Annotated in this window: 20 protein-coding genes; 6 read left to right on the top strand and 14 right to left on the bottom strand. The window is 54.8% G+C overall.

Annotation, left to right across the window (positions count from 1 at the left end):
• Window positions 1-56 precede the first annotated feature (56 nt).
• Window positions 57-836: an envelope biogenesis factor ElyC gene (gene elyC / locus ABLU88_RS20055; protein ID WP_048261063.1), complete on the top strand. Its 780-nt coding sequence runs from the start codon at window positions 57-59 to the stop codon at window positions 834-836.
• On the opposite strand, the gene ABLU88_RS20050 is transcribed toward elyC, so the two are convergent.
• The 13 genes from ABLU88_RS20050 to ABLU88_RS19990 all read right to left on the bottom strand — a co-directional run bounded on the left by ABLU88_RS20050 (window position 813) and on the right by ABLU88_RS19990 (window position 15,892).
• Complete coding sequence (locus ABLU88_RS20050) at window positions 813-1,706, bottom strand: YcbJ family phosphotransferase (RefSeq protein ID WP_014228646.1); 894 nt, start codon at window positions 1,704-1,706, stop codon at window positions 813-815. The two genes, elyC and ABLU88_RS20050, sit on opposite strands and share 24 nt — an antisense overlap.
• Window positions 1,707-1,847: 141 nt before the next feature.
• On the bottom strand, window positions 1,848-2,594 hold the full coding sequence (gene kdsB / locus ABLU88_RS20045; RefSeq protein WP_032748911.1) for a 3-deoxy-manno-octulosonate cytidylyltransferase: 747 nt from the start codon (window positions 2,592-2,594) through the stop codon (window positions 1,848-1,850).
• Window positions 2,591-2,773, bottom strand: a complete 183-nt coding sequence (gene ycaR, locus ABLU88_RS20040; RefSeq protein WP_004130952.1) for a protein YcaR — start codon at window positions 2,771-2,773, stop codon at window positions 2,591-2,593. Before ycaR ends, kdsB begins: the two co-directional genes overlap by 4 nt.
• 52 nt (window positions 2,774-2,825) lie before the next feature.
• Complete coding sequence (locus ABLU88_RS20035) at window positions 2,826-4,055, bottom strand: winged helix-turn-helix domain-containing protein (RefSeq protein WP_064375369.1); 1,230 nt, start codon at window positions 4,053-4,055, stop codon at window positions 2,826-2,828.
• Between the two features lie 45 nt (window positions 4,056-4,100).
• Window positions 4,101-5,081: a tetraacyldisaccharide 4'-kinase gene (gene lpxK / locus ABLU88_RS20030; protein WP_025107505.1), complete on the bottom strand. Its 981-nt coding sequence runs from the start codon at window positions 5,079-5,081 to the stop codon at window positions 4,101-4,103.
• Window positions 5,078-6,826: a lipid A ABC transporter ATP-binding protein/permease MsbA gene (gene msbA, locus ABLU88_RS20025; RefSeq protein ID WP_004849478.1), complete on the bottom strand. Its 1,749-nt coding sequence runs from the start codon at window positions 6,824-6,826 to the stop codon at window positions 5,078-5,080. The genes lpxK and msbA overlap by 4 nt, the downstream gene beginning before the upstream one ends.
• Before the next feature lie 45 nt (window positions 6,827-6,871).
• Entirely contained in the window at window positions 6,872-9,127 is a 2,256-nt protein-coding gene (locus ABLU88_RS20020; RefSeq protein ID WP_109240765.1) for a ComEC family protein, read from the bottom strand.
• A gap of 215 nt (window positions 9,128-9,342) precedes the next feature.
• Window positions 9,343-9,630, bottom strand: a complete 288-nt coding sequence (ihfB, locus tag ABLU88_RS20015) for an integration host factor subunit beta (protein ID WP_004100704.1) — start codon at window positions 9,628-9,630, stop codon at window positions 9,343-9,345.
• A gap of 150 nt (window positions 9,631-9,780) precedes the next feature.
• Entirely contained in the window at window positions 9,781-11,454 is a 1,674-nt protein-coding gene (rpsA, locus tag ABLU88_RS20010; protein ID WP_004100702.1) for a 30S ribosomal protein S1, read from the bottom strand.
• A 137-nt stretch (window positions 11,455-11,591) separates the two neighbouring features.
• Complete coding sequence (cmk, locus tag ABLU88_RS20005; protein ID WP_004849475.1) at window positions 11,592-12,275, bottom strand: (d)CMP kinase; 684 nt, start codon at window positions 12,273-12,275, stop codon at window positions 11,592-11,594.
• Window positions 12,276-12,567: 292 nt separating this feature from the next.
• A complete protein-coding gene (gene aroA / locus ABLU88_RS20000; protein ID WP_014228640.1) occupies window positions 12,568-13,851 on the bottom strand; it encodes a 3-phosphoshikimate 1-carboxyvinyltransferase in 1,284 nt (427 codons plus the stop codon).
• 73 nt (window positions 13,852-13,924) lie between these two features.
• Window positions 13,925-15,013, bottom strand: coding sequence for a 3-phosphoserine/phosphohydroxythreonine transaminase (gene serC, locus ABLU88_RS19995; RefSeq protein WP_004849472.1), 1,089 nt, complete (start codon window positions 15,011-15,013; stop codon window positions 13,925-13,927).
• Between the two features lie 186 nt (window positions 15,014-15,199).
• Window positions 15,200-15,892 carry a DUF421 domain-containing protein gene (locus ABLU88_RS19990; protein ID WP_014228639.1) on the bottom strand — a complete coding sequence of 231 codons (693 nt, stop codon included), beginning with the start codon at window positions 15,890-15,892 and terminating at the stop codon, window positions 15,200-15,202.
• A gap of 114 nt (window positions 15,893-16,006) precedes the next feature.
• On the opposite strand from ABLU88_RS19990, the gene ycaO reads away from it, so the two are divergent.
• The 4 genes from ycaO (at window position 16,007) to pflA (ending at window position 22,288) form a co-directional block, all read left to right on the top strand.
• Entirely contained in the window at window positions 16,007-17,767 is a 1,761-nt protein-coding gene (gene ycaO, locus ABLU88_RS19985) for a 30S ribosomal protein S12 methylthiotransferase accessory factor YcaO (protein WP_014228638.1), read from the top strand.
• Between the two features lie 385 nt (window positions 17,768-18,152).
• A complete protein-coding gene (focA, locus tag ABLU88_RS19980; protein WP_004849465.1) occupies window positions 18,153-19,010 on the top strand; it encodes a formate transporter FocA in 858 nt (285 codons plus the stop codon).
• A gap of 51 nt (window positions 19,011-19,061) precedes the next feature.
• Window positions 19,062-21,344, top strand: a complete 2,283-nt coding sequence (gene pflB, locus ABLU88_RS19975; protein ID WP_014228637.1) for a formate C-acetyltransferase — start codon at window positions 19,062-19,064, stop codon at window positions 21,342-21,344.
• 203 nt (window positions 21,345-21,547) lie between these two features.
• Window positions 21,548-22,288, top strand: a complete 741-nt coding sequence (pflA, locus tag ABLU88_RS19970) for a pyruvate formate lyase 1-activating protein (RefSeq protein ID WP_004871674.1) — start codon at window positions 21,548-21,550, stop codon at window positions 22,286-22,288.
• 54 nt (window positions 22,289-22,342) lie between these two features.
• Here the strand turns inward: pflA and ABLU88_RS19965 are convergent, their stop codons facing one another.
• The gene (locus tag ABLU88_RS19965; protein ID WP_025107508.1) at window positions 22,343-23,200 is read right to left on the bottom strand and encodes a MurR/RpiR family transcriptional regulator; all 858 of its coding nucleotides are present in this window, start codon (window positions 23,198-23,200) and stop codon (window positions 22,343-22,345) included.
• Window positions 23,201-23,322: 122 nt separating this feature from the next.
• Here ABLU88_RS19965 and ABLU88_RS19960 point away from each other — a divergent pair, with 122 nt between their 5' ends.
• Window positions 23,323-23,598 carry a PTS sugar transporter subunit IIB gene (locus tag ABLU88_RS19960; RefSeq protein WP_014228635.1) on the top strand — a complete coding sequence of 92 codons (276 nt, stop codon included), beginning with the start codon at window positions 23,323-23,325 and terminating at the stop codon, window positions 23,596-23,598.
• Window positions 23,599-23,607: the final 9 nt, after the last annotated feature.

The following is a 23,607-nucleotide window of genomic DNA, read 5'->3' as shown; positions in this document are numbered from 1 at the left end:
TGTTGTAAGATCCGGGCATATCTTTGGTTATATGGTTAAAAAAGGAACCGTACGGCATGCTTTTTACGCTGAAAAAGGTTTTAGGCGGTATGATGCTGCCGCTTCCCCTGCTGCTGCTGCTCATTGCGTTCGGCATAGCCCTGCTGTGGTTTAGCCGTTTCCAGCGTACCGGCAAGCTCTGCGTCAGCCTCGGCTGGCTGCTGTTGCTGCTGTTGAGCCTGCAACCGGTCGCCGATAGCCTGCTCAAGCCAATTGAAGATAAGTACCCGACGTGGCGAGGTGAAAAGCGCGTGCAGTACGTGGTCGTGCTTGGCGGAGGCTACACCTGGAACCCGGACTGGGCGCCCAGTTCCAATCTCATCAATAATAGCCTGCCGCGGCTGACGGAGGGGATCCGCCTGTGGTATGAAAATCCGGGCTCGAAACTCATCTTTACCGGCGCAGCGGCAAAAACAAATCCGGTCAGTACGGCAGAAGCCGGGGCCAGAGTGGCAGAGAGCCTGGGCATACCGCGCAGCGAAATCCTTGTCCTGGATAAACCAAAAGATACCGAAGAGGAAGCCGCTGCGGTGAAGATGGCGATAGGCGATGCGCCGTTCCTGCTGGTCACCTCCGCCTCTCATCTGCCGCGGGCGATGCTTTTCTTTCGCCGCGCCGGGCTAACTCCCCTGCCCGCGCCGGCCAACCAGCTGGCGATTGAGTCACCGCTTAACCCGTGGGAGCGGGCTATTCCTTCGCCCGTCTGGCTCATGCATAGCGATCGGGTGGGTTACGAAACGTTAGGCCGCATCTGGCAGTGGCTAAAAGGTTCTTCAGGCGAGCCAGGGCAGGATTGATTTTGCCGCCAGGTCAAACCGGACGCGGTCAAAGCGTCCGGTATTCACCAGATTATCCACTTCGTCCCACAGCAGATACAGCCAGCGCCGCCAGAGAAACGCTTCCGCCACCGGCGCCCGGCGCAGATAGTGCCACAGCAGCTCCTCTTCCTGACCGCTCTCGGCCAGACGGAAAAGCTCGTATTCCCGCGGCGCCCAGAGCATCATGCCCGGCCCCACCATCGCCAGCAGCTGATCGCTGCGCGGATCTTTAAGCATGCTGCGCAGCGTGAAGCTACCGTGTACCAGCACGCAGTTATCATTGAAACCTTTAAACAAATCCATAAGGCATTCGCGCGTGCGGAACAGGATGCGTTTGTCCTGCATCGTCAGGCCGGTATCCTGATAAAGATTCAGCGTACTCCATAGCACCTCCACGCGCTGGCGGTACCAGTACGGCCAGAGATTTTCCTGAGTGCTATCGACCATCCCGACGCAGCCGCCGCTATCCTGACGATGCCAGGCCAGCAGCGCTTCCACGATCTGCTCCTGCAGCTGCTCCCAGCGCTCCGGCGTGCGGGCGGGGGCTTCAACCGAGACGCCGCGCAGTCGTTCAATCAGCAGTACATCGGGACCCGGATGCTCGTCGTGCGTCATCACGCCGTAGACAACCGGCATACGGACGGTGCCGCTTCGCGCCAGGGTTGATATCTTCCACGCCAGCTGACGCGCCACCCCGGGCGTCGTAAAGCTGCGCGCCAGCAGCGGCATTGGGTTTCCCTGCGCATCATATAGCGACCACAGCGCCGACGACGGTTTCTCGCTGACGCACTCCACGCGGCTTAGTTTTTCACCCAGCAGGTGGCTCAGCTCGGTACGCAACTGTTCCATTTCTGATTACCCCTATGAATACTACCGGTTTCATAATGAGCGCCTGGGCCGGGGTTGTCATCGGGTGAGATCAAAATTGACGTAAAAAAGTATGGAATAACGGCCTGGGGATATCCCCTCCTGGCGGAGGGGATTGGGGGATTAACGCAGCTCCGCGCGAACGCGCTCCAGATCTTCCGGCGTATCGACACCTGTACCGGGAACCACTTCCGCCACCGCGACATGGATTTTCTCGCCATACCACAGCACGCGCAGCTGCTCGAGCATCTCTATTTGCTCCAGCGGGCTCGGCGCCCAGCTCACATAGCGACGAATAAAACCGGCGCGATAGCCATAAATACCGATATGACGCAGCAGCGAATCACCGATAGCCTCGCGGGATTTAGCGAAACGATCGCGATCCCACGGAATGGTGGCGCGGGAAAAATAGAGCGCGTAGCCCTCAGCATCCATGACGACCTTCACCGCATTTGGATTAAACGCCTCTTCCGCATCGTGGATTGGCACCGCTAAGGTTGCCATACCACTGGTGCTGGCAGCCAGATTCTCGGCTACCTGGCGCACGATCGCGGGCGGGATCATCGGCTCATCGCCCTGAATATTCACAATGATGGTGTCATCGCTGAAGGCGCATTTTTCAACCACCTCGGCCAGGCGTTCGGTACCAGACTGATGATCTTCACGGGTCATGCAGACTTCACCGCCGGCGGCTTCCACCGCGCGGGCCACGTCTGGATGGTCGGTAGCAACGATAATCCGCTCGGCCCCGGATTCGCGAGCGCGTTCCAGAACATGGACAATCATCGGCTTGCCGTTGATATCCTGGAGCGGTTTCCCTGGCAGGCGGGTAGAAGCAAAGCGCGCGGGGATAATAACCACGAAACTCATGACTGGCTCTCTTCTACAGGAAGCGGGCGGGCTTCGGTTTCCAGCAGTACGGGAATGCCTTCACGCAGCGGAAAAGCCAGGCGATCAAGTTTGCAGATCAGTTCTTGCTTATCCTGGCTGTAATACAGCTTACCGTTACAAACCGGACAGGCGATAATTTCAAGTAAACGGTGATCCATGATTCCTCCAGATGGACCGAATAGATTCTTCAGCAGCATATCACACGTGGGCTCAGGCAGCGTCAATTTCCCAACCCTGTTGCCGCCCGGCAAAAAGTTCCGCCGGCAGCTTCCCGCAGCTCACCCGCGTGGCTTCCTGCCAGAGGGCAAAATCATCAATGGCGCGTTTTAGCCCGCTCTCCAGACCCGACGTCACCTTGACGCCCTCCTCCAGCCACAGGGCGATAATTTCCAGAACGCCGGTTTTGCGGTGCATTTTGCTATCCATTCTGCCAACCAGTCTCCCCTGGTGCAGCAGCGGTAATACGAAATAGCCATACTGCCGTTTCGGCGCGGGCGTGTAGCACTCCAGGCGATAGGTAAAGTTAAACAGCTGTTCCGCTCGTTTGCGATCCCAGACTACCGGATCGAAAGGCGAAAGCACCGCGCTGCGGCTGGCGGCGAGCCTACCGCCGGGAGAAGATTCCAGCAGCGCCAGAGCATCACGGTGGAGCCACATTTCGCCCAGCGCTTCAACGTTAACCGGCACCACCAGCCCCTCCTCCTGCCAGCTCGCCAGCAGTAGCGGCAGCGGGGGCTGACGCAGACGATAATAATCCGCCAACCACTGCGCGCGAAAAACCCCCAGGCTGCGAGCACTATTACGTAACATCATGGCTTCAGCCTGCTCCTGAGAGAGCCCGTCGCGCTCATCGTCCCAGTCCGGCATGACCCGCTGCGTCAGATCGTAAACGCGCTGAAAATTACGCCGCTCGATAACCATCACTTCACCGGCGGTGAATAAGCCTTCAAGATGGCGCTTATGCGGTTTCCACTCCCACCATCCGCTGGCGCCTTTGCGCGGATGCTCGAAGTCGGCCGAGCGAACCGGGCCATTTTCGGCTATATGCGCCAACAGCGCCTGAATGCCCTCGGCGTGTTCGGTCATCCACGCTTTGTGATATTTCCAGCCCATTTTATCCGGCGTCAGCATGCGGTGACGCACCAGTGAAAAGTCGCTGCGCGGTAAAAAGCAGGCTTCGTGCGCCCAGTACTCCATCAGCTCGCCGGCGCGGAGCGCCTCGTCCAGCCAGCGCTGCGGATAGTGGCCGAGGCGGCTGAACAGCACCAGATAAGGACTGCGCGCAACAACGTTGATGGTATCGATTTGCAGCAGGGACATCTGCTTAATGGTCTGCAGAATATCCCCGGGCTTTGCGCGGCGACGGGGCTTTTTTAGCAGCCCCTGAGCGGCAAGGTGAAGATGGCGGGCTTCTTTAAGCGAGAGGGACAATACCGGCATGCAGCTTCTCCGTTAAGGGTTCCGGCGCAAGCGGTGATACGACGATTAGCGTTGCGCCAGGGTAACTAAGTCCGTGAGCAACCGCTGCGCGCGTTGGTCAGTCATTATCGCGTCGACCGGAAGATACCACCAGTTTGCCTGAGCAAATTCGCGGCACTTCACCGCATCTTTTTCGGTCATCAGCAGGGTTTGCTGCGGCGTCGCCAGCGCGGCGACTGCGCTCTGCGCCAATGCCTGATGATCGGCTAAGGCGACGGTTTTTACCGGACTGACGCCGCAGCTTTCAAGGGTGGCGAAGAAGCGCGGCGGGTGGCCGATTCCGGCCATCGCCACCACGTTGTCCAACGCCGCCGCATCCCGGCGTTCGCCGGTCAGCAGATTTACCGCCTGCCCGGGGCGAAGCTGCATCGGGATCTCTCCCGGACGGGCGAGACCGCCGTTAACGATAACCGCATCCACGCTGCGTAAACGCGAAGCGCGCTCGCGCATGGGGCCGGCAGGCAGCCACCAGCCGTTGCCAAAACGGCGCACGCCGTCAATCACCACAATTTCTTTGTCGCGCGCCAGCTTATAGTGCTGCAGGCCATCATCTGTGACGATAAGCTGAAGATCGTGGGCGGCGAGCAGGGCCTGTACCGCATCGCTGCGTACCGGCGAGACGGCAACCGGCGCGCCGGTACGCTGGTAAATCAGCACCGGCTCATCGCCCGCTTCCGCTGTGGGGGTAGCCGTATTCAGCAGCAGCGGATAGCTCACCGCTTTACCGCCGTAGCCGCGTGAAACGACGCCAACGCGAATACCGCGCTGCTGGAGCTGTTCCACCAGCCAGACGACAACCGGCGTTTTACCATTACCGCCCGCGGTCAGATTACCCACCACCACCACCGGCACCGGCGCTCGCCAGGCTTTTTGCCAACCGAGTTTATAGCTCAGCCGTATCAACCCGCTCACCAGGCCATAGAGCCAGGAGAGCGGAAGCAGCAGCCGCCATAAGGGCGACTCACCGGACCAGATGCGTGCAATCATGCGCCGAACTGCATCTTATGCAGCTGGGCGTAAACGCCCTTGTGCTCAAGCAGGTCGGTATGGCTGCCGCGTTCAACGATCTGGCCATCTTCCACCACCACGATCTCGTCGGCCTGCTCAATCGTCGACAGACGGTGGGCAATCACCAGCGAGGTGCGGTTTTTCTGCAGTTCGTCCAGCGCCGCCTGAATAGCGCGTTCCGATTCGGTATCCAGCGCCGACGTGGCTTCGTCGAGGATCAGTATCGGGCTGTTACGCAGCAGGGCGCGAGCGATAGCGATACGCTGGCGCTGACCGCCGGAAAGCATAACGCCGTTTTCCCCGATAATCGTATCCAGGCCATTGTCCATTTTGTTGATAAAGTCCATGGCATAAGCCATACGAGCGGCTTCTTCTATCTGCTCGCGGCTGTACTCTTCGGTACGCGCGTAGGCGATGTTATTCGCTACGGTATCGTTAAAGAGATGAACGTTTTGCGACACCAGCGCAACCTGATCGCGCAGGGAGCTCAGGGTGTATTCACGCAGATCGTGGCCGTCAAGTAAGATCTGCCCATCATCGACATCGTAGAACCGCGTAATCAGGCTGGCGATGGTCGACTTACCCGAACCCGAGCGCCCTACCAGCGCCACGGTTTTCCCTTCCGGAATATTCAGGTCTATATTGCGCAGCGCGGCGACTTCACGTCCCGGGTATCTGAAGGTGACGTTTTTAAATTCGAGGTTGCCCTTCGCGCGTTCGATAACCCGCGTGCCTTCATCTTTCTCCTGCTCGGAGTCAAGGATAGCGAAAAGCGTCTGGCAAGCGGCCATCCCGCGCTGGAACTGCGCGTTGACGTTAGTCAGTGATTTCAGCGGGCGCATCAGGGCGATCATTGAAGAGAAGACAACGGTGATGGTACCCGCCGTCAGCGTCTCCATTACGCTCGGGAAGCTGGCAGCATAAAGCACGAAAGCCAGGGCCAGAGAGGCGATCAGCTGAATAATCGGGTCAGAAATTGACGACGCAGAGACCATTTTCATCCCCTGCAGGCGCATTTTATTGCTGACTTTATCAAAACGTTTGGTTTCGACGGCCTGACCGCCAAACATCAGCACTTCTTTATGCCCTTTCAGCATCTGCTCTGCGCTGGTCGTCACCTGGCCCATGGTGTTCTGCATATTCTTGCTGATATTACGAAAACGCTTCGAGACCACGCGAATCGCAATAGACACGATCGGCGCCAGCACGATCAGAATCAATGACAGCTGCCAGCTGTAATAAAACATCATCGCGAAGAGGCCAATAATCGACGCGCCTTCGCGCACAACGGTAATCAGCGCGCTGGAGGAAGAAGACGCGACCTGCTCGGAATCATAGGTAATACGCGATAGCAGCGTCCCTGTGGACTGTTTGTCAAAGAAGGCAACCGGCATCCCCATCATGTGGCTGAATAAACGACGGCGCATCGTCATCACGACCTTGCCGGAAACCCAGGAGATACAGTAGCTCGAAACGTAGCTGGTAATGCCGCGCAGAACCATCAACCCGATCACCACCAGCGGCATCCATATCAGCACCGAGCGATCCGTTTTACCAAAACCATCATCCAATAACGGTTTAAGAAGCGATAGCATGAAGGTATCACTAGCCGCGTTAAGCACTAACGCTACCGCTGCCACGATTAGCCCGGGTTTAAACGGCGCTATAATCGGCCAGAGTCGGCGGAAGGTCTGCCACGTGGAGAGATCTTTATCGTTCTGCATTCAATAAACCAGCTTGTGTTGAAATAGCCGCATATTCTACCCGTTCTACGCCTTCCCGCCAAACCACTGATGATACCATCGCGGTAAAACTTGATCCCGTAAGCCATGGATTTGCCAGCTATCCGGAGAAAAAACCACCGTAATTTGCCCCTGATGCGGCGTGTCGAACCACTGATAGCTCTGTTTTCGGTAGCGCTGAATCACTTTGGTTGATGGCATGCGCCATGCGTTATAGCGCGAAGCGGAAGCCAGCGCAGCTTCTCCGCCAACGCTCCGCAGCAGGGCGATTCCCGACGAGGTATTACTGCCGTGGTGGGGGACCTGGATAAGTGTAGACGTAAGATGCTGCCAGTAGCGGCTAATCATCGCCCGTTCCGCGGGCGTTTCGATATCCCCGGTCAGCAGAATACTGTGTTTACCGTCATCAATACGCACCACGCACGAGCGATTATTCCCCTGCGCTGTCGCTCCGGGCAGCGGCCAGAGCGCGCGAAAGGTTAAACCCCGCCACTGCCAGGTTTCTCCGCGCTGGCAGGCTAAATGACCCGCCCAGCCTAAAGGGCTTCGCACCCATATCCGGGGCCACGCCTTTAACACCGAATTTAGCCCGCCGCGGTGATCGAGATGCTCGTGGCTGAGAACGACGCCTTCAAGCTGCAAATGATGCCAGCGTAGCCAGGGAATAATGATCTGCTGACCGCTGTCTCCCTCGGGCCAGGCCAGGCCGGTATCATAGAGAAGCGCCGCGCCCTCGCGTTCAATCACCATTGCCAGCCCCTGCCCGACATCCAGCATGGTGACTCGCCATTCGTTAGCAGCCGTGCTCCGCCAGAAGGGCCAGCTCAATAGCCCGAGCAATGCTAAACAAAACGCGGGCAACGTGCGCCACGCATGAAAACGCCAGACGATTAACGCCAGCCACGGCAGCAAGCTTATCCCAAGCCAGCGCGCATCCAGCGCCAGCCAGCCGGGCGGTAGCTGTCGTAAGAACCAGAATAGCGCGGCCAGAACACGGTCCGCCGATTGCCAGACCGCCATCTCAATGATAAACGGCGCGCAGAGGTGTAAAAACATCGCGGTCAGAATTAGCGGGACAACGACAAAGGTCACCAGCGGCACGGCAATCAAGTTGGCCAGTACGGACGTCAGGCTGATACCGTGAAAAAGTGCGATCTGTAGAGGAGCAAGTAAAAACATTAAACCGATCTGCAGATGACATAACGCGAGGCTTTGACGCAGTAGCCCGCTCCTTTTGCCGCCCGGCAGCGGCGCCAGCTGATACCAGAAGATAAGCGCCGCAACGGCAAACGCGGAAAGCCAGAGGCTTTCGGACAACACCGCCAGCGGATCGGCAAACAGTATTGCGCCAATGCAGCAGACCCATAGCTGCCATGGCGACCAGCGTTTTCCGGATAGCCGCAGCGCGCAGCCGGCGGCCAGCGCGACGCAGGTGCGCAACGCGGGTGGCTGCATGCCGGTCAGCCCGGCGTAAAAAATCGCGCTCGCCAGGCCAACGAGCAGCGGCGCCCGCCAGCCAAGCCAGCGGCACGGGAGAAAAAACTGCACACCTCTGAGCAGCAACCAGCCCAATGAAGCCCCTAGCGCGATATGTAAGCCAGAAATCGCCATCAGGTGCGATGTCCCGGTTTCCTGCATCAGGGTCTTTATCTCGCGCGGTATCGCCAGACGCTCCCCCATGCCTAACCCTAGCATCACCGATTGCCACGGCAACGCGTTCAGCGTTTGATTCAGCGAAGCAAGATAACGCGCCCGCAAACTACAGGTCCGCACCCGAACGTCAGCGGTGATAAAGAGTCCGGTTAACGGACGATGCTGCGACAATGCATGACGCTGGCTATCAAACCCGCCATCGTTGAGCTGTCCGTGTACCGGACGCGCGCGCAGCGTCATTGCCCAAACCTGACCTGCGCAGGGCGTTTCTGGCAGGTAGCTGCCGTAGAGGCTAATCCCTGGCGCAGGAAACAGCCGTCGCCCATCCAGACGGATAATCTTCCCCTGATGCGTTGTCTGCCCGTCCGTTGCGGTTAGCTCAACGTCAACCTGGCGATTCCTGTCCGTTAACCTCTCCGTCGGCCACAGCACCTCGCCTGCGCTGAGGGCTCCCCAGACAAAAAACAGCGTTATCAATGCCGCATATTGCGCAGGTCTGCGTCGACATTGCGCAATGAGTAGCGCCAGGGCCATGAGCCCCCAGATAACCCACCGCCCGGGCAGCACTGGCAGCCAGAGCAGTGGCAGAATACCGATAATCACACAGCCGGCAAGTTGTGGTAAACGCATTAGCACCTCCCTGTCAGAGGGAGTGTTACGCTAAACGGGGAGTGTGTCGCCAGGCAAGGAAAGGAACTGCGCCGCGCCATCCGCAAAATCTACCGCGTTAACGCAACAGAACCCGCGTTTTGTGAGGTCACTTCAAAGAGAGATTTAAAGGCATAAAAAAAGCACCCGAAGGTGCTTTTTTAACGTTTAAGTATGTTGTCACCGATCGGCGAAACTTACTCTTCGTAAATATTGGCGCGGTCGCGTAATTCTTTGCCCGGCTTAAAGTGGGGAACGTATTTACCTTCCAGTTCAACTTTATCGCCAGTCTTTGGGTTACGCCCGGTGCGGGGTGCTCGATAATGCAGAGAGAAGCTGCCGAAACCGCGGATTTCAATGCGCTCGCCTTGAGCAAGCGTTGAGGCCATATGCTCCAGCATTTCTTTAACAGCATCTTCCACTGCTTTCGCAGGAATGTGAGATTGCTGGCTGGCAAGTCTTTCTATCAATTCTGACTTGGTCATTATTCCTCCGGTTTCCTTCAAGGCAAAATTAGCTAACAGCTTAAACAAGGGCGGCCGTAGCCGCCCTTTGTGCTTGATTACAGGACGAATCCTGCAATCTGTCAAGTAAACTCGTCGTAATTCAGGTTGTTGTAACCCGAAAGACTAAGATTACTCGCCTTTAGCTGCTTTGAAAGCTTCAGCCATTGCGTTGTTGGAGAAGTTTGCATCTTCCTGTTTGTTAACAGTTGCGATTGCATCTTTCTCGTCAGCTTCGTCTTTCGCACGAACAGACAGGCTGATTGCGCGGTTTTTACGATCAACGCCGGTGAATTTAGCTTCAACGTCGTCGCCAACGCTCAGAACCAGAGTTGCATCTTCAACGCGGTCACGGGAAGCTTCAGAAGCGCGCAGGTAACCTTCAACGCCGTCAGCCAGCTCTACGGTTGCGCCTTTAGCGTCAACTGCAGTGACTTTACCGTTTACGATTGCGCCTTTCTTGTTCAGTGCAACCCAGTTGTTGAACGGATCTTCTGCGAGCTGTTTAACGCCCAGAGAGATACGCTCGCGCTCTGCGTCAACCTGCAGAACAACTGCTGCGATTTCGTCGCCTTTTTTGTATTCACGAACTGCTTCTTCGCCTGCAACGTTCCAGGAGATGTCAGACAGGTGAACCAGGCCATCGATGCCGCCGTCCAGGCCGATGAAGATACCGAAGTCAGTGATAGACTTGATTTTACCTTCAACACGGTCGCCCTTGTTGTGGGTTTCCGCGAACTGCTGCCATGGGTTGTTTTTGCACTGCTTCAGGCCCAGGGAGATACGGCGACGTTCTTCGTCGATATCCAGAACCATAACTTCCACTACATCGCCAACGTTAACAACTTTGGACGGGTGGATGTTTTTGTTGGTCCAGTCCATTTCGGAAACGTGAACCAGGCCTTCAACGCCTTCTTCGATTTCAACGAAGCAGCCGTAGTCGGTCAGGTTGGTCACGCGACCGGTCAGTTTGGTACCTTCCGGATAACGCTTAGCGATAGCTACCCACGGATCTTCGCCCAGCTGTTTCAGGCCAAGAGATACACGAGTACGTTCGCGGTCGAACTTCAGCACTTTAACAGTGATTTCGTCGCCAACGTTTACGATTTCGCTCGGATGCTTAACGCGTTTCCATGCCATATCGGTAATGTGCAGCAGGCCGTCAACGCCGCCCAGATCAACGAATGCACCGTAGTCAGTGAGGTTCTTAACGATACCTTTAACTTCCATGCCTTCCTGCAGGTTTTCCAGCAGCTGATCGCGCTCTGCGCTGTTTTCGGATTCGATAACGGCACGACGAGAAACAACAACGTTGTTACGTTTCTGGTCCAGCTTGATGACTTTGAATTCAAGCTCTTTGCCTTCCAGGTGCAGCGTATCGCGCACCGGACGAACGTCTACCAGGGAGCCCGGCAGGAACGCACGAATACCATTCAGCTCAACAGTGAAGCCACCTTTAACTTTGCCGTTGATAATACCGACTACAGTTTCAGCGTCTTCGTAAGCTTTTTCCAGCGTGATCCAAGCTTCGTGACGTTTAGCTTTCTCACGGGACAGCAGGGTTTCACCGAAGCCGTCTTCTACTGCATCCAGAGCAACGTCAACTTCGTCACCAACCTGGATTTCCAGCTCGCCCTGGGCGTTTTTGAACTGCTCTGCCGGAATGGCAGACTCAGATTTCAGACCGGCGTCAACCAGTACTACGTCTTTGTCGATAGCAACAACAACACCACGAACGATGGAACCCGGACGGGTTTCGATTGTTTTTAAGGATTCTTCAAATAGTTGAGCAAAAGATTCAGTCATGTTTAATCTTCAGGTTTCATATTTAACGTCCACCTGGCTCCATGCCGGATGGGGTTGTTTAACATACCCGCTAACACTCCATTGCTGCGGGGGTACTGCTATAATTCGGAGGCTGTTGTGCTTTATCGATAAGACGATTAAGCGGAAGCCAGTTTTTCGCGCGCATAGTGTAGCGCTTTTTCAATCACTTGCTCAATGTTTAGTTCTGTTGAATCAAGAACTAAAGCATCGGCAGCCGGGATCAGCGGCGCGACTGTACGATTGCGATCGCGATCGTCGCGCTCTTTTATCTCGGATAAAAGGCGATCAAAGTTAACACTAAAGCCCTTCTCCTGCAACTGAAGCATGCGGCGATGAGCACGTTCCTCCGCGGAGGCGTCAAGGAAAATTTTCACCTGCGCATCAGGGAATACGACGGTGCCCATATCGCGTCCGTCGGCGATCAGGCCTGGCAATTCGCGAAAGGCCCGCTGGCGGCGCAGCAACGCTTCACGCACGCGGGGAAAAGCCGCCACTTTAGAGGCCGTGTTGGCAACATCCTGAGTGCGAATCTCAGCGCTAACGTCCTCCCCCTCCAGCACCACTTCCAGGCTACCGTTAGTGGAGACAAAACGAACATCCAGGTGCGCAGCCAGCGGCACCAGCGCCTCTTCGGATTCAACATCCACATGATGATGTAGCGCAGCAAGAGCAAGCACGCGATAAATCGCCCCAGAGTCGAGCAGATGCCAGCCCAGCGTTTCTGCCATTGCCTTGCATAAGGTGCCTTTGCCCGCACCGCCAGGCCCATCAATGGTGATTACCGGAACTGTTGCCGTCATCTTTTTCTCCTTCAGCAAGGCGCATCAATATATAAACGCCGCGCATTATACGCATCTCTTCAACGGAAAGTGAGCATTGCTTGTAAATTACGGATAACAGGAAATCTCCTGTGGAAGAATTGTGCAATTATAGCGGGCTGACAGAGCAACAGCCCGGAAGATGATGCCGTTTTACCGTTAATCTGCGGCGATGCCAGCGCGAATGTACTGCGCCAGGGCTTGCCGATTTAACTCGCGGGCATAAAAAAACGCCGACACGATGGCCGGCGTTTTTACCTTAAACGCGCGTTATTCAGGCCAGCGTACTGATTCGCGCCAGCTGCTCAAAGTAGTCCGGGAACGTTTTCGCCGTACACTTCGGGTCAAGGATGGTGACCGGCGTATCGGAAAGCGCCACCAGCGAGAAGCACATTGCCATACGGTGGTCATTATAGGTGCCGATCTCAGCAAACTGGAGCTTCGCGGGCGGAGTAATGCGGATGTAATCCTCCCCCTCTTCCACCTCTGCCCCCACTTTACGCAGCTCCGTGGCCATCGCAAACAGACGATCGGTCTCTTTGACACGCCAGTTATAGATGTTGCGCAGCGTCGTGGTGCCCTTCGCGAACAGGGCCGCCGTGGCGATGGTCATCGCCGCATCCGGAATATGATTCATATCCATATCGATGGCGTTCAGTTCACCATGGGTGCAGGCAATGAAGTCATCGCCCCAGGTGATGGTTGCGCCCATTTTTTCCAGCACATCGGCAAAACGGATATCGCCCTGGACGCTGTTGCGGCCGATACCGGTGACTTTCACCGTTCCGCCCTTAATCGCGCCGGCGGCGAGGAAGTAGGATGCCGAGGAGGCATCGCCTTCAACCAGGTAGTCGCCCGGCGAGCGGTAGTGTTGATTGCCGCGTACGATAAAACGCTGGTAAGACTGATTTTCAACCTCAACGCCAAAGGTTTTCATCAGGTGCAGCGTAATATCAATATAAGGTTTGGAAACCAGATCGCCTTTAATCGCGATGACGGTATCCTGAGGCGCCAGCGGGGCGGTCATCAGGAGCGCGGTCAGAAACTGGCTGGAAACGCTGCCGTCCACTTCAACCTGGCCGCCGCTGAAACCGCCGCGCAGGCGCAGCGGCGGATAGTTTTCCTGCTCCAGGTAATCAATCTGCGCCCCGCCCTGACGCAGCGCGTCAACCAGGTGGCCAATCGGCCGCTCTTTCATTCGCGGCTCGCCGGTCAGCACAATATCGTTACGGCCTAAACATAACGCCGCCGCCAGCGGACGCATCGCCGTTCCGGCATTACCGAGGAACAGTTCTAATGCTTCAGCCGCCTGCAGAGGGCCGCCGTTGCCGGTGACTTCACAGCGGGTACGATCGGAAGACAGGGTGTAATGAACTCCCAGCGCGCTCAGGGCATTCAGCATGTGGCGTACATCGTCGCTATCCAGCAGGTTGGTCAGCACCGTCGTGCCGCGGGCCAAAGCCGCCAGCAGCAAGGCACGGTTAGAGACACTCTTGGACCCGGGCAGGTTAATCGTGCCATCTACGCGTGCGATGGGTTGTAACGTCAGGGATTCCATTAAACTCAACTCTCAAACAAACAGAATAAAAACCCCGCAGACCGGCTGCGGGGATGAAAAAACGCGGCGGCGATTAACCGTGACGGCGTTCGAAGTCCTGCATAAAGTCGGTCAGCGCCTTCACGCCCGCCAGCGGCATGGCGTTATAGATGGAAGCACGCATGCCGCCCACGACGCGGTGGCCCTTCAGCGCATGCAAACCTGCGGCAAAGGACTCTTCGAGGAACAGTTTATCAAGCGCGCTGTCCGCCAGCTGGAACGGCACGTTCATGCGCGAGCGGTTCGCCGCAGCGACATCGTTGCGATAGAAACCGCTGTTATCGATGGTGCTATACAGTAGGTCGGCTTTCTGCTGGTTGATTTTATCCATAGCGGCAACGCCGCCCTGCTCTTTCAGCCATTTAAACACCAGACCTGACAGGTACCAGGCAAACGTCGGCGGCGTGTTAAACATGGAGTCATTGGCGGAAAGGATGGAGTAATCAAGAATCGACGGGCAGGCTACGCTGGCTTTACCCAGCAGATCTTCGCGCACAATAATCAGCGTCAGACCTGCGGGACCGATGTTTTTCTGCGCGCCCGCGTAGATCACGCCATAGCGGCTGACGTCAATTTCACGGGATAAAATCGTCGATGACAAATCCGCCGTGACGACCACATCGTCGCCAAAGTTTGGCGCTTCTTCAATGGCAATACCGTCAATGGTTTCGTTCGGGCAGTAGTGCAGATAGGCCGCGCCAGGGGTCAGCTGCCATTCGCTCATCGGCTTAACCGCGCGCAGGCCGTCAACGGTGATTTTGGCGTCGATCACGTTCGGCGTGCAGTATTTATGCGCTTCTTTTACCGCGCTGGCCGCCCAGTAGCCGGCATCGACGTAGTCGGCAACGGTTTTATCGCCAAGCAGGTTCAGCGGGATACCGGCAAACTGTCCGCGACCGCCGCCGTGGCAGAATAAAACTTTATAGTTGGAAGGAATATTGAGCAGGGAGCGAAAATCCTGTTCCGCTTCTTCAGCCACCTTAATGAACTCTTTACCACGGTGGCTGATTTCCATCACCGACGTCCCCAAACCGTTCCAGTCGCACAGTTCCTTTTGTGCCAGTTTGAGTACTTCCGCCGGCAGCATTGCCGGGCCTGAACTGAAGTTATAGACCTGAGCCATTTCCCCTCACCACTTGCTATGTTATTTACCCGCGAACCGTCGCGGGCATAAGTTATTCCTGTGGCTATCGGTTTTATCATTCAGTGACACGCACCGCAATGGCTAAAACTGAGCGTCGGGGAAATGCGGCCTCGCTCACACAAAAGAATCTGCCAGCTTGACGTCATAAAACCGACATAATTGCTGTCAGGTGACTCTTTTTGCCCGGCTGACCTTCGACCATTCTGCATTTGCGCAGCGAGGGCATAATTGTTTATCCCCGGCTCGTAGCGTAAGGATTGCGCTACAGCGAACGCAGGCATACTCGTCGTCCCGGGGTATCGTGGTAAAACGATCGGTAAAGCGGGAAGGAAGAATGGAGAGTCCGGCTTTAACATCGTCATCCTCATAGAAATAGAGGCTGATCTGCCCGTTGGTTTCCAGAATAGCCAGCCGCACCTGCCCCAGTTGCTCAACCCCGCTGATTCGCAGCTCCATAAAAAACTCAAATTCGGTCATGTTTTCCGCCTGCAGTTTTTCCCAGGCCAGCTCGCCGTTTTCCACAACAATAATCGGCTTACCCTCCAGCAGATCCTCCAGTTTTTCGCTATGCCCCATCAGCCACATAATCAATCGGTACAGCAGGGCCAGAGTGATAAAAACCGCCAGTACCGGCAGCATCGGAACGTCATCATAGAATGCGACGTCGCCCGCGGCCGAACCGAGGGTCAAAATGATGAGCACTTCGAACAGTGACATCTGACGAACGCCCCGCCGACCGGTTATCTTGAGAAAAATAAATACCAGTACGAAGGTGTAGAGGCTCCGTAATGCCACCTCGGCCAGAAATTCCACGGGCACTTTATCCAGTGCCATACGATGCCAGTCAAATGTCTTCATGATTAACGCCTGAACAGTTATTGAGTGACATAAGCATAGCCAGACGATGGAGATAGCACCCGTCATCTAAAACCCGTATCATTGCGCGCTTTACGTACGATAAAAGTGACTGCCATGACTCAAACATTTATTCCCGGCAAAGATGCCGCCCTGGAAGATTCCATCGCTCGCTTCCAGCAGAAGTTGCACGACCTCGGATTCGATATTGAAGAGGCCTCATGGCTCAACCCGGTTCCGCACGTCTGGTCAGTGCATATCCGCGATAAAGAGTGCGCCCTGTGCTTCACCAACGGCAAAGGCGCCACCAAAAAAGCCGCGCTGGCCTCCGCGCTCGGAGAGTACTTTGAGCGTCTCTCGACCAACTATTTCTTTGCCGACTTCTGGCTGGGCGAGACTATCGCCAACGGTCCCTTCGTTCACTATCCGAATGAAAAATGGTTCCCGTTAACCGACGATGACGAAGTACCGGAAGGCCTGCTGGATACCCGCCTGCGCGCGTTCTACGATCCTGACGATCAGTTAACCGCCAGCATGCTGGTCGATCTGCAGTCAGGGAATGACGATCGCGGCGTCTGCGGTCTGCCGTTCACCCGCCAGTCTGATGGTGAAACGGTCTATATTCCGATGAATATTGTCGGCAACCTGTACGTTTCTAACGGGATGTCCGCGGGCAACACCCGCAACGAAGCCCGCGTTCAGGGCCTCTCAGAAGTGTTCGAACGGCATATTAAAAACCGCATTATCGCCGAAAGCATCAGTCTGCCGGAGATCCCGGCGGAGGTGATGGCGCGCTATCCGGGCGTAGTTGAATCGATCAATAAGCTGGAGGCCGAAGGTTTCCCGATTTTCGCTTATGACGGTTCGCTCGGCGGCAAATATCCGGTTATCTGCGTCGTGCTGTTTAACCCAGCTAACGGCACCTGTTTCGCCTCTTTCGGCGCGCATCCCGATTTCGGCGTGGCGCTGGAACGTACCGTTACCGAACTGCTCCAGGGCCGCAGCCTGAAAGATCTCGACGTCTTCACGCCACCCACCTTCGACGATGAAGAAGTTGCCGAACATGCGAACCTTGAAACGCACTTTATCGATTCCAGCGGCCTGATCTCCTGGGATATGTTTAAGCAGGATGCCGACTACCCGTTCGTGGACTGGAGCTTCTCCGGAACCACGGAGGAAGAGTTCGCCACCCTGATGGCTATCTTTAAACAAGAAGATAAAGAAGTTTACATCGCCGATTACGAACACCTGAGCGTCTACGCCTGCCGAATCATTGTCCCGGGCATGTCTGATATTTATCCGGCGGAAGACCTCTGGCTGGCAAATAACAGCATGGGCGCGCCTCTGCGGGAAACGATTCTTTCCCTGCCGGAAAGCGAGTGGGAAAAAGAAGATTATCTGGCGCTTATCGAACAAATGGATGATGAAGGCCTTGATGACTTCACCCGCGTGCGCGAACTGCTGGGTCTGGCGACCGGCAAAGACAACGGCTGGTATACGCTGCGCATTGGCGAGCTGAAAGCCATGCTCGCGCTGGCGGGCGGCGATCTCGAGCAGGCGCTAATCTGGACCGAGTGGACCATGGAGTTCAACGCTTCAATCTTTAGCGCCGAGCGCGCTAATTACTACCGCTGCCTGCAAACCCTGCTGCTGCTGAGCCAGGAAGAGGAGCGCCAGCCGCTGCAGTATCTGAACGCTTTTGTACGCATGTACGGCGCCGATGCCGTAGAAGCCGCCAGCGCCGCGCTGAGCGGAGAAGCGCCGTTCTACGGCCTGCAGGCAGTAGACAGCGACCTGCTCGCGTTCCCGGCTCATCAGTCGCTGCTGAAAGCCTACGAAAAGCTGCAGCGCGCAAAAGCAGCATTCTGGGGTAAATAAGCGCGCTTTACTGCCTGAATAACCCTATGATGGGGGCCGGCGAAGGCCCCCATTTTTATGTTTTCCGCAACCCCAAAGCCCGATTGTAGCCATAAAGTTAATTAGTGGTGAGAAATAATAAAATCCCACCGCAAATATTGTTAATTTTAATAAAAATACCCCATTTTAATTAACCGAAAAACGGGGGTAAAATGAAAATAATCAACATTATTTGTAAATTTTAAAATTTATTTTTTTATTAAAAAACAACAACTTAAACCAACATTAAGGCAAATCCACACACTCAAAAGGCCTATAGTTCCGGTAGGATATGATCTACATCAAATTCCCTTCTATAATGCTTTGTTAGTATCTCACCGCCAACTTACATAAAGAGAGAGTTAGTGTGAAAGCTGACAACCCTTTTGATCTTTTACTCCCTGCTGCCATGGCGAAAGTCGCCGAAGAAGCGGGTGTCTATAAAGCGACAAAACATCCGATAAAGACGTTTTATCTGGCGATCACCGCAGGTGTCTTCATCTCTATCGCTTTTGTTTTCTATATTACCGCGACAACCGGCACGGCCGGGATGCCATTCGGGGTTGCCAAACTGATTGGAGGCATCTGCTTCTCACTAGGTTTGATTCTCTGCGTTATTTGCGGTGCCGACCTGTTTACCTCAACCGTTCTTATCGTTGTCGCGAAAGCCAGCGGAAGAATCACATGGGGTCAACTGGCGAAAAACTGGCTCAACGTCTATGTTGGTAACCTGATTGGTTGCTTACTCTTTGTATTGCTGATGTGGCTTTCAGGCGAATATATGACTGCCAACGGTCAATGGGGACTTAACGTTCTGCAAACCGCCGACCACAAAATGCACCATACTTTTGTTGAAGCCGTGTGCCTGGGTATCCTGGCAAACCTGATGGTCTGCCTTGCGGTATGGATGAGCTACTCCGGCCGCAGCCTGATGGATAAAGCCATGATTATGGTTTTACCGGTGGCAATGTTTGTTGCCAGCGGGTTTGAGCATAGTATCGCGAACATGTTTATGATCCCGCTGGGTATCGTTATCCGCGACTTTGCAAGCCCGGAATTCTGGACCGCTGTCGGTTCAACTCCGGAAAGTTTCTCTCACCTGACCGTCATGAACTTCATCACTGATAACCTGATTCCGGTAACTATCGGGAACATCATCGGCGGTGGTCTGCTGGTTGGGTTGACATACTGGGTCATTTACCTGCGTGGCGACGACCATCACTAAGGGTTGTTTCAGGCAGTAAATAAAAAATCCACTTAAGAAGGTAGGTGTTACATGTCCGAGCTTAATGAAAAGTTAGCCACAGCCTGGGAAGGTTTTGCGAAAGGTGACTGGCAGAACGAAGTCAACGTCCGCGACTTCATCCAGAAAAACTATACCCCGTACGAAGGTGACGAGTCCTTCCTGGCTGGCGCAACTGACGCGACCACCAAGCTGTGGGACACCGTAATGGAAGGCGTTAAACAGGAAAACCGCACTCACGCGCCTGTTGATTTTGATACTTCCCTTGCATCCACCATCACTTCTCATGACGCTGGCTACATCGAGAAAGGTCTCGAGAAAATCGTTGGTCTGCAGACTGAAGCTCCGCTGAAACGCGCGATTATCCCGTTCGGCGGCATCAAAATGGTAGAAGGTTCCTGCAAAGCGTACAATCGCGAGCTGGACCCGATGCTGAAGAAAATCTTCACTGAATACCGCAAAACTCACAACCAGGGCGTGTTTGACGTTTACACCAAAGACATCCTGAACTGCCGTAAATCTGGCGTTCTGACCGGTCTGCCGGATGCCTATGGCCGTGGTCGTATCATCGGTGACTACCGTCGCGTTGCGCTGTACGGTATCGACTTCCTGATGAAAGACAAATACGCTCAGTTCGTCTCTCTGCAAGAGAAACTGGAAAACGGCGAAGATCTGGAAGGAACTATTCGTCTGCGCGAAGAAATCTCTGAACAGCACCGTGCGCTGGGTCAGATCAAAGAAATGGCGGCAAAATACGGCTGCGATATCTCTGGTCCGGCAACCACCGCTCAGGAAGCTATCCAGTGGACCTACTTCGGCTACCTGGCTGCCGTTAAATCTCAGAACGGCGCGGCAATGTCCTTCGGTCGTACCTCCAGCTTCCTGGACATCTTCATCGAACGTGACCTGAAAGCCGGTAAAATCACCGAGCAAGACGCACAGGAAATGATTGACCACCTGGTCATGAAACTGCGTATGGTTCGTTTCCTGCGTACCCCTGAATATGATGAACTGTTCTCTGGCGACCCGATTTGGGCAACCGAATCTATCGGCGGTATGGGCGTTGACGGCCGTACTCTGGTCACCAAAAACAGCTTCCGTTTCCTGAACACCCTGTACACCATGGGGCCGTCTCCGGAGCCGAACATCACCATTCTGTGGTCTGAAAAACTGCCGCTGAGCTTCAAAAAATACGCCGCGAAAGTGTCCATCGATACCTCTTCTCTGCAGTACGAGAACGATGACCTGATGCGTCCTGACTTCAACAACGATGACTACGCTATCGCTTGCTGCGTAAGCCCGATGGTTGTTGGTAAGCAAATGCAGTTCTTCGGCGCGCGTGCTAACCTGGCGAAAACCATGCTGTACGCAATCAACGGCGGCGTTGATGAAAAACTGAAAATGCAGGTTGGTCCTAAATCTGAACCGATCAAAGGCGACGTTCTGAACTTCGACGAAGTGATGGACCGCATGGATCACTTCATGGACTGGCTGGCTAAACAGTACGTCACTGCGCTGAACATCATCCACTACATGCACGACAAGTACAGCTACGAAGCTTCCCTGATGGCGCTGCACGACCGTGATGTTATCCGCACCATGGCATGTGGTATCGCAGGTCTGTCCGTTGCGGCTGACTCCCTGTCTGCAATCAAATATGCGAAAGTTAAACCGATTCGTGACGAAAACGGTCTGGCTGTCGACTTCGAAATCGAAGGCGAATACCCGCAGTTTGGTAACAACGACTCTCGCGTCGATGATATGGCCGTTGACCTGGTTGAACGTTTCATGAAGAAAATTCAGAAACTGCACACCTACCGCAACGCTATCCCGACTCAGTCCGTTCTGACCATCACCTCTAACGTTGTGTATGGTAAGAAAACCGGTAACACCCCTGACGGTCGTCGCGCTGGCGCTCCGTTCGGACCGGGTGCTAACCCGATGCACGGCCGTGACCAGAAAGGTGCTGTTGCCTCTCTGACCTCCGTTGCGAAACTGCCGTTTGCTTACGCGAAAGATGGTATTTCTTACACCTTCTCTATCGTGCCGAACGCGCTGGGTAAAGACGACGAAGTTCGTAAAACTAACCTCGCCGGCCTGATGGATGGTTACTTCCACCACGAAGCGTCCATCGAAGGCGGTCAGCATCTGAACGTCAACGTCATGAACCGCGAAATGCTGCTCGACGCGATGGAAAACCCGGAAAAATATCCGCAGCTGACCATCCGCGTATCCGGCTACGCAGTACGTTTTAACTCCCTGACGAAAGAGCAGCAGCAGGACGTTATTACTCGTACCTTCACTCAGACCATGTAATGGTATTGACTGAAATCGTACAGTAAAAAGCGTACAATAAAGGCTCCACGCAAGTGGGGCCTTTTTAGCAATATCATCCTGCCCCAGTCTCTTTTGTCTGCTGTCTATACTTTATGGATAACAGCCAAAACAGACTCGACATAGCCTTTGAGCTGTGCATCTACATAGGCCCCGGATGGGCCAAATTCGGAGATATCACCGCAATGTCAACAATTGGTCGCATTCACTCCTTTGAATCCTGTGGCACCGTCGATGGCCCGGGGATCCGCTTTATCACCTTCTTCCAGGGCTGCCTGATGCGCTGCCTCTATTGCCACAACCGCGATACCTGGGATACCCACGGCGGCAAAGAGATTACCGTTGAAGAGCTGATGAAAGAGGTGGTGACCTATCGCCACTTTATGAACGCTTCCGGCGGCGGCGTGACGGCATCCGGCGGCGAGGCTATCCTGCAGGCCGAATTTGTTCGCGACTGGTTCCGCGCCTGTAAGAAAGAAGGTATTCATACCTGTCTCGATACCAACGGCTTTGTGCGCCGCTACGACCCGGTTATTGATGAACTGCTGGAAGTCACCGATCTGGTGATGCTCGACCTCAAGCAAATGAATGATGAAATTCACCAGAATCTGGTTGGTGTCTCTAACCATCGGACGCTGGAGTTTGCCCGTTACCTGTCAAACAAAAACATCAACGTCTGGATCCGCTACGTTGTGGTTCCGGGCTGGTCCGACGATGATGATTCCGCGCATCGCCTGGGTGAGTTTACTCGTGACATGGGCAACGTCGAGAAAATCGAACTGCTGCCGTACCACGAGCTGGGCAAGCACAAATGGGTAGCCATGGGCGAAGAGTACAAGCTGGACGGCGTCCATCCGCCAAAGAAAGAGACCATGGAACGCGTGAAGGGCATTCTGGAACAGTACGGTCATAAAGTGATGTACTAAAATCCCCGCCCGGTAGAGATTGCGCTACCGGGTGTTTCCTCAACAAAATCAGCGTCAGGACATAAAATATTCCGACAGCTTATTCGCCACGCTCTCAATCGAGAAAATGCGCTTCTGATGCGCTTTTCGGTATTCCGCATAGCGTTCATCCTGCTCTTCCAGCGCGCTGAGGATCCGGTCGGCCACCATCATTGCGCCAGCGATTTCCGCAAACCCCGACTCCCCTTCCCCCTGTAAAGCCACCGCCGCCTGAAGATTCCAGTCAGATAAACGGGCCAGCGGCGCAAACGTCCCGCGGGTCAGCGATAAAATTTTAACGCCCTGCTGCTTTGCCAGCGACAGGGCCTGCATCATATCCGCCGACGCCTGTTCGCTATGCACCACAATAATGCCGGTTTTCTGGTTATCCGAAAGCAGCGGCATCGCCGCCGGATAGGAGCGATCGATAAAGCTGGCCGCCTTACCCATATTGATTAAATTCATCTGCAGGAACAACGCCACCGGCACCGCCGTGCCCACGGCATAGATAGCAATGCTGTTCAGGGTGTTAAGCCAGTCGGCCGCGGCTTTCAGCTCCTGGTTATCGACAATGGCATTACTGTCGCGAATGCTCGCCAGCACCGGCGCAATCTCTTCGCTCTCGTTGGTACCGTGGTCTTCCGAGCGCGCGGCGCCCTGCTCCATCGCCAGCGCGGTTCTGAAATCCGAGAAACCTTTAAAACCAAAGGCCCGACAAAAACGGGTGATACTCCCCTCACTGGTATCAATGGAGTCGGCCAGTTCTGAAATCGTGTGACGCATCACAAAGTCAGGATTTTCCGTAATAAAACGGCCAACTTTCTCCAGTATCGGGCTTAGCCCTGAAGCTCCGTTTCTTATGCTTATCAACAAGTTATTGTCTATCTGGCTCATGTTTTGCCTTATTTGCTCAAAATGCAAACACAGTCACATCTTTCGTCCTGCTGCAAAGATAATAATTATTATCTCATACAAATAAATAAAAATAATTATTTTTACAAACAGGAGAACATCGAATGAAAGGTCTCATAGTCTGTCGTACCGGTATGGGCAGCTCCTTAATGCTCAAAATCAAAGCACAAAAAATCATCGACAAGCACGGCTGGAATATCGAGCTGGAGCACGATGTCCTCTCAGGGTTACGCACCTGGCGAGATATTGATTTTGTCATCACTATGCGCGATCTCACCGACGAAGTCGAAGCCGCCGGATTCAGAGCGGTCGGCATCACCGACCTGATGAACAGTGAAGAGATGGAGTCTGCGCTCACCGACATCGTTCAAAGCAACTAACCTCTCCCG

The sequence above is a fragment of the Klebsiella sp. GW_Kp182 genome, from assembly GCF_040062275.1.
Classification (GTDB): Bacteria; Pseudomonadota; Gammaproteobacteria; order Enterobacterales; family Enterobacteriaceae; genus Klebsiella; species Klebsiella michiganensis.
Note: the sequence above shows the minus strand (reverse complement) of the source record. Positions and strands in the feature narration are given on the sequence as shown.

What these genes read in the sequence shown, in the direction of transcription:
- elyC (WP_048261063.1), top strand. Translation starts at nt 57, where the DNA reads ATGCTTTTTACGCTGAAAAAGGTTTTAGGCGGTATGATGCTGCCGCTT.
- ABLU88_RS20050 (WP_014228646.1), bottom strand. Translation starts at nt 1,706, where the DNA reads ATGGAACAGTTGCGTACCGAGCTGAGCCACCTGCTGGGTGAAAAACTA.
- kdsB (WP_032748911.1), bottom strand. Translation starts at nt 2,594, where the DNA reads ATGAGTTTCGTGGTTATTATCCCCGCGCGCTTTGCTTCTACCCGCCTG.
- ycaR (WP_004130952.1), bottom strand. Translation starts at nt 2,773, where the DNA reads ATGGATCACCGTTTACTTGAAATTATCGCCTGTCCGGTTTGTAACGGT.
- ABLU88_RS20035 (WP_064375369.1), bottom strand. Translation starts at nt 4,055, where the DNA reads ATGCCGGTATTGTCCCTCTCGCTTAAAGAAGCCCGCCATCTTCACCTT.
- lpxK (WP_025107505.1), bottom strand. Translation starts at nt 5,081, where the DNA reads ATGATTGCACGCATCTGGTCCGGTGAGTCGCCCTTATGGCGGCTGCTG.
- msbA (WP_004849478.1), bottom strand. Translation starts at nt 6,826, where the DNA reads ATGCAGAACGATAAAGATCTCTCCACGTGGCAGACCTTCCGCCGACTC.
- ABLU88_RS20020 (WP_109240765.1), bottom strand. Translation starts at nt 9,127, where the DNA reads ATGCGTTTACCACAACTTGCCGGCTGTGTGATTATCGGTATTCTGCCA.
- ihfB (WP_004100704.1), bottom strand. Translation starts at nt 9,630, where the DNA reads ATGACCAAGTCAGAATTGATAGAAAGACTTGCCAGCCAGCAATCTCAC.
- rpsA (WP_004100702.1), bottom strand. Translation starts at nt 11,454, where the DNA reads ATGACTGAATCTTTTGCTCAACTATTTGAAGAATCCTTAAAAACAATC.
- cmk (WP_004849475.1), bottom strand. Translation starts at nt 12,275, where the DNA reads ATGACGGCAACAGTTCCGGTAATCACCATTGATGGGCCTGGCGGTGCG.
- aroA (WP_014228640.1), bottom strand. Translation starts at nt 13,851, where the DNA reads ATGGAATCCCTGACGTTACAACCCATCGCACGCGTAGATGGCACGATT.
- serC (WP_004849472.1), bottom strand. Translation starts at nt 15,013, where the DNA reads ATGGCTCAGGTCTATAACTTCAGTTCAGGCCCGGCAATGCTGCCGGCG.
- ABLU88_RS19990 (WP_014228639.1), bottom strand. Translation starts at nt 15,892, where the DNA reads ATGAAGACATTTGACTGGCATCGTATGGCACTGGATAAAGTGCCCGTG.
- ycaO (WP_014228638.1), top strand. Translation starts at nt 16,007, where the DNA reads ATGACTCAAACATTTATTCCCGGCAAAGATGCCGCCCTGGAAGATTCC.
- pflB (WP_014228637.1), top strand. Translation starts at nt 19,062, where the DNA reads ATGTCCGAGCTTAATGAAAAGTTAGCCACAGCCTGGGAAGGTTTTGCG.
- pflA (WP_004871674.1), top strand. Translation starts at nt 21,548, where the DNA reads ATGTCAACAATTGGTCGCATTCACTCCTTTGAATCCTGTGGCACCGTC.
- ABLU88_RS19965 (WP_025107508.1), bottom strand. Translation starts at nt 23,200, where the DNA reads ATGAGCCAGATAGACAATAACTTGTTGATAAGCATAAGAAACGGAGCT.
- ABLU88_RS19960 (WP_014228635.1), top strand. Translation starts at nt 23,323, where the DNA reads ATGAAAGGTCTCATAGTCTGTCGTACCGGTATGGGCAGCTCCTTAATG.